The 12810-nt window shown below is 49.4% G+C and carries 9 protein-coding genes and 1 pseudogene; 4 read left to right on the top strand and 6 right to left on the bottom strand.

Features of this window, described 5'->3' with window-relative positions; genetic code table 11:
• Positions 1 to 57: 57 nt before the first annotated feature.
• Positions 58 to 699, bottom strand: coding sequence for a recombinase family protein (locus tag U0008_RS10930; protein WP_001567361.1), 642 nt, complete (start codon positions 697 to 699; stop codon positions 58 to 60).
• A 166-nt stretch (positions 700 to 865) separates the two neighbouring features.
• Between U0008_RS10930 and U0008_RS10925 the strand changes: the two genes are divergently transcribed.
• Complete coding sequence (locus U0008_RS10925) at positions 866 to 3853, top strand: Tn3 family transposase (protein WP_043495668.1); 2988 nt, start codon at positions 866 to 868, stop codon at positions 3851 to 3853.
• A gap of 15 nt (positions 3854 to 3868) precedes the next feature.
• Here U0008_RS10925 and U0008_RS10920 read toward each other — a convergent pair.
• Both U0008_RS10920 and U0008_RS10915 read right to left on the bottom strand, forming a co-directional pair.
• Positions 3869 to 4732 (bottom strand): annotated as a pseudogene (locus tag U0008_RS10920) (AMP nucleosidase); the annotation flags it as partial.
• Positions 4733 to 4807: 75 nt separating this feature from the next.
• The gene (locus U0008_RS10915) at positions 4808 to 5299 is read right to left on the bottom strand and encodes a MarR family winged helix-turn-helix transcriptional regulator (RefSeq protein ID WP_043493221.1); all 492 of its coding nucleotides are present in this window, start codon (positions 5297 to 5299) and stop codon (positions 4808 to 4810) included.
• A gap of 96 nt (positions 5300 to 5395) precedes the next feature.
• On the opposite strand from U0008_RS10915, the gene U0008_RS10910 reads away from it, so the two are divergent.
• On the top strand, positions 5396 to 6235 hold the full coding sequence (locus tag U0008_RS10910; protein WP_043493220.1) for a DMT family transporter: 840 nt from the start codon (positions 5396 to 5398) through the stop codon (positions 6233 to 6235).
• A gap of 120 nt (positions 6236 to 6355) precedes the next feature.
• A complete protein-coding gene (locus tag U0008_RS10905) occupies positions 6356 to 6628 on the top strand; it encodes a hypothetical protein (RefSeq protein ID WP_043493218.1) in 273 nt (90 codons plus the stop codon).
• A 67-nt stretch (positions 6629 to 6695) separates the two neighbouring features.
• Here U0008_RS10905 and tehB read toward each other — a convergent pair whose 3' ends face one another.
• Both tehB and ssuD read right to left on the bottom strand, forming a co-directional pair.
• The gene (tehB, locus tag U0008_RS10900) at positions 6696 to 7310 is read right to left on the bottom strand and encodes a tellurite resistance methyltransferase TehB (protein WP_255407735.1); all 615 of its coding nucleotides are present in this window, start codon (positions 7308 to 7310) and stop codon (positions 6696 to 6698) included.
• Positions 7311 to 7411: 101 nt separating this feature from the next.
• Positions 7412 to 8593: an FMNH2-dependent alkanesulfonate monooxygenase gene (gene ssuD / locus U0008_RS10895; RefSeq protein ID WP_043493217.1), complete on the bottom strand. Its 1182-nt coding sequence runs from the start codon at positions 8591 to 8593 to the stop codon at positions 7412 to 7414.
• A 278-nt stretch (positions 8594 to 8871) separates the two neighbouring features.
• Between ssuD and U0008_RS10890 the strand changes: the two genes are divergently transcribed.
• Positions 8872 to 10788, top strand: coding sequence for a sigma 54-interacting transcriptional regulator (locus tag U0008_RS10890; protein ID WP_043493214.1), 1917 nt, complete (start codon positions 8872 to 8874; stop codon positions 10786 to 10788).
• Positions 10789 to 10853: 65 nt separating this feature from the next.
• Here the strand turns inward: U0008_RS10890 and U0008_RS10885 are convergent, their stop codons facing one another.
• Positions 10854 to 12641, bottom strand: a complete 1788-nt coding sequence (locus U0008_RS10885; protein WP_043493213.1) for a methyl-accepting chemotaxis protein — start codon at positions 12639 to 12641, stop codon at positions 10854 to 10856.
• Between the last annotated feature and the right edge of the window lie 169 nt (positions 12642 to 12810).

Below are 12810 nucleotides of genomic sequence, written 5' to 3'. Positions count from 1 at the left end.
TTACAGGGCGCTAACTATTAGGCCATGACTGCAAATAAACACCGTTATTCCAGCCTTTCAGGCAGTTTCATTATTTTTATGAAGCGCTTGTATCCGGCAAACCTGTGAAGCACTGTAGCCTGTAGCATCCGCCGTTTCCCGGATACTCAGTTTCTTTACCTGCCGGTAGTACAGGACTTTCTGATGCCGTTCCTGATCGGCCTGCTTACCCCGGTACTTTCCAATTGTATGAGCCCGCTCGATTCCCTGTTTTTGCCGCTGGCGGCGGCTCAGCCAGTCCTTATGTGACATTGCGGCCATCAGATCGATAAGCATGTTATTGATGGCGGTTATTACTGCGCGGGTTATCGGGTCGGCCTGCGAAGGGTCCTTATCTGACAGTGCCTGCCATGATGTGGGCACATCAAGACTGACAATTCGCAGCTCATGTTGTTCTATCTGTTTTTTTAGCGTCATCCAGTCGCTGTTGCTGAGACGTGTCAGACGGTCTATCTGCTCGACCAATAAAATATCATTGTGGTGACTGTCCATCAGTAAGCGCCCTAGTTCCGGGCGCTCAAGTTTTGTGCCACTGATATTTTCCCGGTAGTAGCTGGCGATTTTATGCCCCCGTTCCTGGACGAACTGCTCCAGCATCTCTTTTGCCCGATCGGCGAACTGGTCTTCCGTCGATGCCCTTAAATAAGCTCTGATGAACATTTTCCCACCGCGTTATCGCATTTAGGTTATTGCATTTATTCTATCGCATATAGGTTATGTCATTTATCGTGTGCCGTCACGTTTTGGTTGTGGCGTCAAGGTGTACCCTTATGCGATACCATTTTTGTTAAAAATTCCGCATCAAATAATTTATGAGGGAAACTATATGGCAAGGAGGCAGATTCTTTCTCTGTCGGAAAGAGAATCATTACTGGCATTACCGGACGATGAGTTAACGCTGACACGAATGGCGTATTTTAGTGAGCATGATCTGGCGCTTATCAGTGCTCACCGTAAACCCGCCAGTCGTTTTGGTTTTGCCGTCCTTCTTTGCTATCTGAAAAATGTCGGCTTTGCACCGGATAAAAAAATCCCACCCTCTGATGCGCTGCTGAAGCATATCGCCAGCAGGCTAAAACTTACCGGGGATCTCTGGCCTGCTTACCTTTCCGGCAGGGAAACCACGCGACGCGAACATTTAACCGAACTGTACCGCTATCTTGGCGTAAAAGCGTTTACCGGAAAAATACAGCAGGACTGTATTACACACCTGCTGCCGATGGCGACGCGCACCGATAAAGGTATTCTCCTGGCCGAAGAACTGCTGGTCTGGCTCCGGAAGAACAACGTGATAATTCCCGCGATTGATGTCGTGGAGCGTACCTGTGCGGAGGCCATGGCTGGCGGCGATAAAATCGTATTTCAGACCCTGAATGCCCCGTTAACTCCGGCTCACAGGGATGCCCTGGATCGTTTACTTGAGTCCTCAGATAATCAGCCTTCCAGGCTGACATGGCTTCTGCAACCGCCGGGTAAAATAAATGGTAAGAACGTGCTGCAACACCTTGATCGGCTCAGTAGCATTGAATCGCTGGCATTACCTGAAGGTATAGATCGTACCATTCACCAGAACCGGTTGCTGAAACTGGCGCGGGAAGGCCGAAAGATGAGTAGCCGGGATTTGACCCGATTTTCAGCAGCCCGCCGTCATGCGATCCTGGTGTGCGTGCTGGAAGAAGCCAGAGCCACACTGACAGATGAAGTGATTGAGCTGCATGAACGCATGCTGAACAGCCTGTTCAGCAAAGCCAAAAGAACACAGGCTGAGCGCCTTCAACAGACCGGAAAGCTAATCCAGTCAAAACTGAGGCAGTACATAGATGTCGGCCAGGCACTGTCTGAAGCTCGTGATTCCGGTGGCGATCCATGGCTCGCAATAGAAAACATACTCCCATGGCCTGAATTTGTCGCCAGTCTGGAGGAAACACGCCATCTTGCCAGAAAAAATAATTTTGACCCGTTACATATTATTACCGAGAAATACAGCACATTACGGAAATATGCCCCGCGCATGTTGTCCGCTTTACAGTTAATCGCAACCCCGGCAGCGCAACCTCTGGCTGATGCGCTGGTTGTGATCAAGGATATGTACCGGAAGCAGTCGCGTAAAGTTCCGGCGACAGCGCCGCTTGAGTTTGTCCCTGAAAGCTGGCGCAAAGTGGTGATTACACCTGCGGGTATTGACCGGCAGTACTATGAATTTTGTGCGCTCAGCGAGCTTAAGGGTGCATTGCGCTCCGGGGACATCTGGGTTAAAGGCTCACGCCGCTACAAAAACTTTGATGATTACCTCATTCCCGAAAAGGACTTTGACAAACTCACACCGGCGCTGCCCCTGCCCGTATCTGCTGATTATCATGAGTACATTACCAGCCGTATGACCCTGCTTCAGTCCAGACTTGAAGAGGTCAATGCCATGGCTGCCCTTGGTGAGCTGCCCGATGTCGAAATATCTGACAGGGGAGTAAAAGTCTCTCCGCTGGATAACTGCGTCCCGGTACAGGTTTCACCGCTGGCAGAGCTGGTTTACAGCATGCTACCGCGCCCTAAAATCACGGAAATTCTCGATGAGGTAAACAGCTGGACGACGTTTACCCGACATTTTTCGCATATAAAAAATGACATTACCCGTCCCGATGCCCGCCAGCTCCTCACCACCATCCTTGCGGATGGCATCAATCTTGGCCTGACCAAAATGGCGGAAGCCTGCCCCGGAAGCACCAAATCATCACTGGAAGATATCCAGGCATGGTACATCCGCGACGAAACCTATTCAGCCGCCCTCGCAGAGCTGGTAAACGCGCAGGGGAAAAGACCACTGGCGGCATTCTGGGGAGACGGGACAACGTCATCATCAGATGGACAGAATTTCAGAACAGGCAGCTCAGGCCGCTACGCAGGGCAGGTTAACCCGAAATATGGGCAAGAGCCTGGACGTCAGTTTTATACCCATATTTCGGATCAATACAGCCCGTTTTACACCTGCATAATCAGCCGGGTCAGGGATTCAACCCATGTGCTCGATGGCTTGCTGTACCACGAAAGCGACCTGGAAATCAGGGAGCATTACACCGATACCGCTGGTTTCACCGATCATGTCTTTGCCCTGATGCATCTGCTGGGATTTGCGTTCTGTCCGCGGATCAGGGATCTCCACGACAAAAAGCTGTTTATCAAAGGGAAAGCAGACCAATACCCGGCGCTTCAGTCACTGATATCAACGACCCGCCTGAATCTGAAAGAGATCGAAATTCACTGGCGTGAAGTACTTCGTCTGGCCACTTCAATAAAGCAGGGAACCGTGACGGCATCCCTGATGTTGAAAAAGCTTGCCAGCTACCCCAAACAAAACGGACTTGCCAAAGCACTGAGGGAAATTGGTCGTATTGAACGAACTCTGTTTATGCTCGACTGGTTCCGCGATCCGGCACTTCGTCGGCGGGTACAGGCGGGACTGAATAAAGGAGAAGCCCGTAACGCGCTGGCGCGTGCGGTATTCCTACACCGGCTGGGTGAAATCAGGGACAGAAAACCGGAAAATCAGAGCTATCGCGCCAGTGGACTGACGCTGCTGACGGCTGCCATATCCCTGTGGAATACCGTCTATATGGAAAGAGCGGTCGATGCCCTGAAGCGCAAAGGGGTGAAGATCAACGAGCAACTGCTGTCGCATTTGTCCCCGTTAGGCTGGGAACACATCAATCTGACAGGCGATTATATATGGAAAAGCAACCGGATACCGGCTTCCGGTAAGTTTCGTCGGCTGAGACCAGCTAAAGTCGAAAGGTCAAAAAATAGCCTTAACGTACAATAATTTTCGATATCCAAACTGACCCCTTGAAGGACCCACCCCGATATTAACCAGCGTGATCCCCTGTCCTGTCGATGAAATCAGATGATAGGCTGGCATCTGGTGTTTCTTCCACGCTAAATCTGAGGTGGTCTTCTCTGGGTCTGCCGTTTCAGCGGTGATATAGCTACCGCCAGCGCAAGACAACGCTTCGTAAGGACTATTCGGATCAAGAATTTGCTCGCAAGCCCAACTGACAAACTCATCAACATAACGACTGTAGTTAGTAAATAGAATATAAGGCTGAATATGTTCGGCGGGTGTACCGGTATAGTGTTTGAGGCGTGCCAAAGAGAAATCAGTACGCAGCGCGTCAAAGTGCGACAGCGGGAAGAAATCCGTCCCGGTTTCTAAACCATCTGTGATCCCATCGCCAATTTTGGCCAGATCGGTGGTTGGAAAATGCTGTGCTAACCCTGCCGTCATGGTTCTATCCAAAACAAGGTCTGAACCATCAATAACAAACGGATACGGCATTTCTTGTTGTGACGGTGTCACTTCGAAGCTAGCGCCATACTCAGTTTCTAATAACGCTAACTGCTCCGCCAAATATTCACGAAATAGCGCTGGGCGCGCGATAGTTGTGCTGTATTGACCGGTTCGAGAAAAACGCCCATAGGCGCGCGTTCTTAAATGATCGCGAAATTTTCCATCCCAGCTGACGCTCAGCTGTGGGTAGGAAAATAGTCCTTTTGCCCTTTCTCCTACGTCTGGCAATTTCCCCTCATTGATATAATCGCTGATGGCGGTGCGTAGTGCGGACAGTGCTGACTCATACAGTAATTCAAGTCGATCAAGTGCTTCGGACGCCGTGAGATGCATAGTCTCTTGTGATTTATTCAAAATATCCCCTTAATGACTCGAAAAGCGCAGGTTTAACAGTATGGTCTACTCGTAAAATTTTGCTTATCGCTGGTATTACTCAGCGGGTTCATTATGCAGCAACCAGCGCCGCATAAGACCGGCTAATTGCTGTCTTTCGGTGGCTGTAAGAGGTTCAAGGATCTCTTTTTCATTCTGAACGTGATGCTCCAGCGCCCGATCTATCACATTGAGGCCCTCTTGTGTCAGCCCTATTTTACAGCTACGTTTATCATGCGCGTTAGGCTGTTTGAACACTAATCCCCGCGATTCCAGCCGTTCAAGGCGCACCGACATGGCACCGGAAGACAGCATAACCGTTTGATATAGCTCGGTTGGGGTTATCAATTCCCCGCTTCGGCGTAGCGTAGCCAAAATATCAAACTCGATGGTATCTAAACCATGTTGTTCATAAACACCGGTGACTTTGCCTGATAACAACTGCCCCATACGCGCCATTCGGCCAATAATGCCCATCGGAGAACAGTCGAGATCAGGCCGTTCGCGTTGCCACTGCTCGATAATTTTATCTACATGATCCTGTGTCATCGCCCCTCCAAGATATCTTTTTAAAAAGATACTTGTTTTATTTCTATTTCGCTACTAACTTACCTTTCACGAAAGTAACTTTTCAAAAAGACAAATATGAACATACTCATCGCTTTTATGGTTCCGCTACTTTGGGGAAGCACCTACGCCGTTGTTGGCTACTTCCTGCAAGACATCTCGCCGGTCTGGATTGCGGTTTTCCGTGCCCTGCCTGCCGGTATTTTACTGTTGCTGATTCATCCCGCAAAGTCACCGCTAAAATGGAGTCGAATGTTTGCAATAAGCATTTGTAACATATCTCTTTTCTTTGTGCTTTTGTTTATTGCCGCACATCGTTTACCTGGCTCTGTGGCGGGCACATTGGGAGCAACGCTCCCGCTGATGGTGCTGCTGTTACAGTGGATTCAGGAAGGGAAAAAACCAGCGTTATCTAAGCTTGGGCTAGCGACATTAGGACTGGTTGGCGTAATACTGCTGCTGAATCCCTCGGCCAATTTAGACATTATTGGCGTGGCTGCTGCGTTGTTAGGCACGTTATTGATGGCACAAACGTCTTTGTGGATATCACGCTGGCCCACCAACGATCAGCTTGGCCTTGCGGCTTGGCAGCTATTCCTTGGCGGGATTATTTTACTGCCCTTTGCATTCATGTTTGCGGGAATGCCCGCGTTGCCTACGCCAAAAACCTGGGTTGGCCTATCGTGGCTGGTGGTGTGTAACACCGCGTTTGCCTACTGGTGTTGGACACGCTCGGTAACGCTCCTCGGGCCACATACCATGTCGATGATATCGCTGTTTAATCCTGTTACCGCTGTCTTACTCGGCTTTGTCTTCCTAAGTGAACGCCTTTCTGTCGTCCAATGGAGCGGTATTATCTTGATCTTCTTATCGATATTGCTGATGAAAACGATAAAAGCCAAACCCGCGATGACCTAACCATCGGCGCACCATAGAGCGATGAACAGCCATGATGTTAAATTTAATCGCTGTAACACAATTGCCATATGAAAGTGCTATACCTAAAGAGTAGTCATTTATTCCTCTCTGAGGTGTCATATGAATACTTTCGGCCTAACGCGTACGTTTGCAGGAATTTTGATTGTCGACTGCTGCCACTGTGCGCAATACGATCACATTGAAGAAAACTTCCAGCTTGCGGTGCAGAAATACAGTTTTCTGGTACGGCCGGGAGAACATATTGACGGCAAAGAATGGGTGCGCAGAATTGAGCAGAGAAACCCACCGCAAAATGTTGATCACATGCTGAATGCTATTTTAGCCGTCATGCACTCCAACCCAGAGATTGAGCACGAATGCGTTTACTACTGAATCTACTAACCTAACCGGTGTAGGAGCTTTATCACTAAAGCTCCTTTTGCTTATCTAGCTGACTGTCTTAGCTGATTTTTTTCGCTAGCATCGTGGCGAAACGCATTTTAATGCGGTTGCCGTTTTCATCGACGCGGTGCAGTTCGCCTACGTCTTCGTTGTATTTCGCCAACTCCCAACCACTGTAATAGTTGCGCAGCTCATCGGGTTTAAAGGTGAATGAAAACGGGACGTTGCAAGGATAATCAGGGCTATCCACTGCGGCCACAATCAGGTTGTAACCACCGATGCGCGTGCTGTCTTGCATGTTGCGAATAATGGCAGGAATTTCTGGCCGCCCAAGGAACATAAACACCACCGTTGAAAGAATGAAATCATACTCTCCACTGAAGCGATGGGTATTCAGGTCAACCTGCTTTGCGGTAATATTTTTTAGGCCTTCAGCCTGAATAATGTCATTCAGGCTGTTGATGCTCATGGCATTTTTGTCCCACGCGGTAACGTTAAACCCTTTCAAGTTCAGATACAGCGAGTTACGGCCACGGCCGCAGCCCAGATCTAGTGCGTCGCCAACGGGGACGATCTTAACGGCATTCAGCACTTCAGAGTGCGTTGATGTTAGTTCATATTTTTTGGTGAAGTAATCGCCGTCGCGTGTCATGTGAGTTGTTTCAGAATTCATTAGCGTGTCCATATCAATTACCAGAATTAATCAGCTAATTATCCCTTATTCCACCCACAAATGCTTCCCTGCACGTGGGTGGATTTTACAGCTTGCGGTAATCAGAGCTTTACAGCGTCCGGTTTTCTAGCCGTTGGACGTTGAGCTCCCCCAATCGTTTCACCAAAAGGACCGGTATTAATGCTTTGCGCACGCTGCGCTGGCGTATGATTTAAAGTCAGCAGCGGCATTACCAACTCGGCAAAACGATGCGCTTCCTCGAGATGCGGATACCCAGACAGAATAAAATTATCGATGCCTAACGCTTGGTATTCAGCAATACGGTCAGCAACCTGCTGCGGATTTCCCACTAGCGCGGTGCCTGCGCCGCCGCGCACCAATCCCACTCCCGCCCACAGATTGGGGCCAATTATCAAACTGTCACGAGAGCCGTTATGGAGTTCGCTCATGCGTTTTTGACCCGATGAGTCCATACGGGCGAAAATTTTTTGCGCGGCGGCAATGGTTTCATCATCTACGTGGCTAATCAGTTTTTCTGCGGCAGCCCATGCTTCCTCTTCGGTTTCGCGCACAATAACGTGTAGGCGAATACCGTATTTCAGCGTTCGTCCTTCTTGTTCAGCGCGTTGTCGCACGGCAGCCAGTTTTTCAGCGACTAAGTTGAGCGGCTCTCCCCACGTAAGATAGGTATCAATTTGGCTAGCTGCTACGTCGATAGCCTCAGGTGATGAACCGCCAAAATACAGCGGAGGGCCATTCTGCTGAACAGGTGGAAACAACAATTCTGCGCCCTCAACCTGAATATGCTCTCCGGCATAGTCGACTTTTTCGCCTTGGAGCAGTTTTTTGTAGACGTGTAGGAATTCATTAGTGACGTTGTAACGTTCTGCGTGATTAAGAAATATACCATCACCTTTGTTTTCAACCGGATCGCCGCCGGTGACCACATTAATCAGCAAGCGCCCTTCAGAAAGCCGGTCAAGCGTTGAAGCCATGCGCGCAGCCAAGCTGGGCGGTTGCAATCCGGGACGCACAGCGACCAAAAACCGTAGGCGTTTCGTCATTGGCGCTAATGCCGCCGCGACAAGCCATGAATCTTCACAGCTTTTCCCCGTTGGGATCAACACACCGTAGTAACCAAGATAATCTGCCGCTACTGCAATTTGTTGTAAATATTGAAGATCAACGGAACGCCCCCCTTCTGCGGTACCCAAATAGCGCCCATCCCCATGAGTTGGGAGAAACCAAAAAACGTTAATGCCAGATTGCTGTTGTTCACTCATTATGCTTTTCCTTTATAACCATATTTAAAGAATATCTATTAAAATAATCTCTTCGGTTATAAAACAAATAGCACGATACATGCCAACTCGATTGGTTTTTATTTATCATAAAAATCAATTAATTAAATATTTCTCGCTTTCTGCAAGCTGCTGCAAAGGCAACAGCATAGTCACCTAGACTGCTGCATTTACAGCAGAAAGCGGTTTGCTGCATCTCGCCGCCAGAGCATCGATGAGATATGTTCAATCGCATCACGTATTCATTTTGGAAATGAGTTATGCCGCTGCCGTTACCCTCATCACAGCCGGTGTTGGTCGATCCCGCGTCTATCGCGTTTAAAAACGTGCTGGATAAACTTGCTCCCACCGATGCTACTGTACTGATCGTTGGGGAAACAGGAACCGGCAAAGAAGTGGTGGCGCGCTATCTTCACCACCATAGCCTACGCCACGAGCAGCCTTTTTTGGCGGTTAACTGCGGTGCTTTAAGTGAAAGTCTGGCGGAAGCCGAATTATTTGGCCATGAGAAAGGCGCATTTACCGGAGCGCTAAATCGGCATCAGGGCTGGTTTGAAGCCGCTGAAGGCGGGACTTTATTGCTGGATGAAATTGGAGAACTTAGCCTGTCGCTACAGGTCAAGCTCCTGCGCGTGCTGCAAGAGCGAGAAATTACCCGTGTGGGTTCACGAACGCCAATCTCCATTAATGTGCGGGTTATTGCAGCCACGCACGTTGATTTAGCCGATGCGATTAAAGAGCGCCGCTTTCGTGAAGACCTCTATTATCGCCTCAACGTCGCCGCTGTCACATTGCCGCCTTTACGCCAGCGCCCACAGGATATTTCTGCACTGGCGCAGCATTTTCTCTCTTTATATGCCTATCGCCTAGGACGACCAAATCTTACCTTAGCGGAAAACACACTCAACGCATTAGCCGACTACCACTGGCCCGGCAATGTACGAGAGCTCGAAAATACGTTGCACAACGCAGTGCTGCTCACTCAAGAATTGCAGATACAGCCTCATATATTAAAACTTAATGCCCCGAAAAGTGACAATGTCACCAATAATAAAACGGTTGATGACGATGAACTTGCCCTTTTTATTCGTTCGCAGCTAGAAAAAGAGACGCCAAAGCTGTTTCAGAAAATCACTGATGCGCTGATACAGCATGCGTTCAGTATGAACAATAACAATCAGCAGCAAACCGCCGCGATGTTGGGCATCAGCCGAAACACACTACGCACTCATCTTGCGAATCTGGGGCTTATCAAATCACGGAAAAAAGAGCGACTATCGCCCCACGGCTATACTTTGTCCGAGGGCCTAATAACTGAACGTGAGCTGCGCATTGGCTATCAAAAGTTCGGGAATTTAGGCATGCTCAAAGCTCGGCAAAGCCTAGAGGAAAGGTTTGTGCAACAAGGCGTTACGGTTCTTTGGAGCGAGTTTCCCGCAGGCCCGCAGTTGTTGCACGCGCTGCAAAACAATGAGATTGATTTTGGTGCCACGGGTGAAGTGCCTCCTATACTGGCTCAGGCACAAAACAGTTCGCTCATCTATGTCGCCTACGAACCACCTTCTCCCCACAGCGTGGCGATGGTCGTTGCTCAAGACAGTCCGATTTATCACTGTTCAGATCTACGCGGCAAACGTATTGCGGTGAACCGCGGCTCTAACGTGCATTATCTGTTGCTGCAAATGTTGGATGAGCATGGCCTCACGCTTGACGACGTTCGTGTGAACTATACGCCGCTACGATATCCACTGACTCCGTCAGACTTTCATGCTGTTGATGCGTGGATGATGTGGGATCCGTTGCTGAGCGATGCACAACATTCTGGTGATATGCGCATTATTGAAGATGGCCACGGCAAGGTACTGAATCAGCAGTTTTATCTTTCTCGCCGCGATTTTGCCCAGCGTTCAGCAGACCTGCTTAAGATTGTTTTGGATGAGCTCAAACAGACCGGGATATTTATCGCCACGCATCCAGAAAATGCGGCGCAATTATTGTCGCAAGAATTAGGCCTGCCACAGGCTTCGCTGGCGCTGGCATTATCTCGCCGTCAACATGAGCCGCGTGCCATCAATAGAACCGTGATGCGCGATCAGCAAACTATCGCTGACAGATTCTATGCGTTAGGGCTGATATCCAAAGCGATTAAGATACGCGAGGCAGTTTGGGATGAGTGATTAGCCTAACATCCCCGCCAAATCGGGGGATGTTAAGCTGAGTTAATCGCGAATCAATAACAAAGCTATACGTTAAACTGCCCCACGGCGCCGACTAAATCGTTAGCCTGCGACAGCAGCGCACCGGAGGCCGCCGTCGATTCCTCTACTAACGCAGCGTTCTGCTGCACCATGGTATCCAGATGGGTAACGGCTTTATTGATTTCATTGATACCGCGCATTTGCTCATCGGCGGCGTTGGTGATCTCCGACATTATCGTTGTGACGGCGGAAACGCTGGTCACGATATCCGTCATGGTTTCACTGGTTTGACGCACCTGCGTTGAGCCGGAGGCGACGCTGCGTACCGTCGATTCAATCAGAGATTTAATCTCTTTAGCCGCTTGTGCACTTCGCTGCGCCAGCGTACGCACCTCACCGGCGACCACCGCAAATCCACGTCCTTGCTCACCCGCTCGAGCTGCTTCAACGGCGGCGTTCAGCGCCAGAATATTGGTTTGGAAAGCAATGCCGTCGATGACGCCGGTAATGTCACCAATTTTGCCGGAGGCGGTTTCAATCGATTGCATCGTGCTGATGACTTTGGCAATCGCTTCACCACCGCGAGAGGCATCCGCAGAGGCTGAATGTACCGCGTTGTTTGCCTGTTTCGCTGCGCCTGCTGATTGCGCCACCGTGGAAGAGATTTGTTCCAACGCTGCGGACGTTTGCTGAAGGTTAGCCGCCGCAGATTCGGTTCTGCTGGAGAGATCTTGGTTTCCTGATGCAATTTCATTGGCCGCAACGCGCACGGACTCACTGCTGCTACGGATGGACTTCATCACGTCGCTGAGCTTATCAATGAAACGGTTAAACGAACCGGCAATCTGTGAAACCTCGTCTTTGCCGTTGGTCGGCAAACGCTGGGTTAAATCCGCAGTGCCAGAGCTAATGGCATCCATTGCATCACGGATCTTAATCAGCGGTGTTAACGCACGCTGAGCAATAACGCCGATAATCACGGCGGCAGCAACGATCAACACCAGCAGCGTCACTAATGAGGTGGTCAACAATGAGCGCATTCCGGCCGTGGCCTCGGTTTTATCCATTGCTACCACGGTAAACCACGGCGTTCCGGCTACAGGCTGCGCCAGTAAAAGTTTGGCGCTGCCGTTGATGTCATATTCAATCGGTGAACGTGCATTCAGCAAACGTGACAATTCCAAGTTAGGCGCAATATCGGATAACGGCTTGAGGGTCAGCGATTCATCGGGATGCGCCATAATGTTGCCAGCCGCATCGATGAGCATGCCAAAGCTATTTTCCGTTGGATGTATGGAACGCACGTTTTCAATCACGCTATCCATGGTGACATCCCCTTCCACCACGCCCTTCAGAATGCCATTTTCGATATGCGGCGCGGCAAACGTCACCACCATTTTCTTGGTGTTGGCATCAACATAAGGTTCAGTAACAATGGGTTTACCGGCTTTTACCGCCTGAATATACCAAGGGCGTGTGGTGGGATCATAGCCTTCAGGAACGCTGTTAGGCACCGATGAAATATCGATTTTATTAGGATAACCAATATCAATCCCCATGAAGTTACCGCCGTTGGCGGTTTGCACCATCAATGGCATAGGATCAGGAGAGGTAACATGCGGCGTAAGCGCTGAGACCAACCGGCTTTTGCTTGCCACCCAGTCGGAAATGGCACGGTTGTGGCTAGAAGAGACGGCCTCAAGCGTGCTATCAATTGCGCTATTGTTATATTTGTTGGCAATTGAATAGTTTAGATATGTGTTAATACAAAGAGAGCAAATAACGATGGCGGTAGAAGCAGCCAGAATACGTGAACGGATAGAGTCGAACATGATAGCTTGCCCTGATTAGAAGAGAGTTATGCCAGACTTATGTTTTTTATTGAAACAGCACACTAAATAACGGCCTGAATAAATAAAACTTGAGTTATTTACACTATAAATAAATTAAGTCCTATTTATCAGAGAGCTAAGCGCTTGGCGGCTTCTTCTCGATGTCATT

It is taken from the genome of Hafnia alvei (genome assembly GCF_034424155.1).
Taxonomy (GTDB): domain Bacteria; phylum Pseudomonadota; class Gammaproteobacteria; order Enterobacterales; family Enterobacteriaceae; genus Hafnia; species Hafnia alvei.
This window is presented reverse-complemented; position numbering and strand designations above follow the sequence as displayed.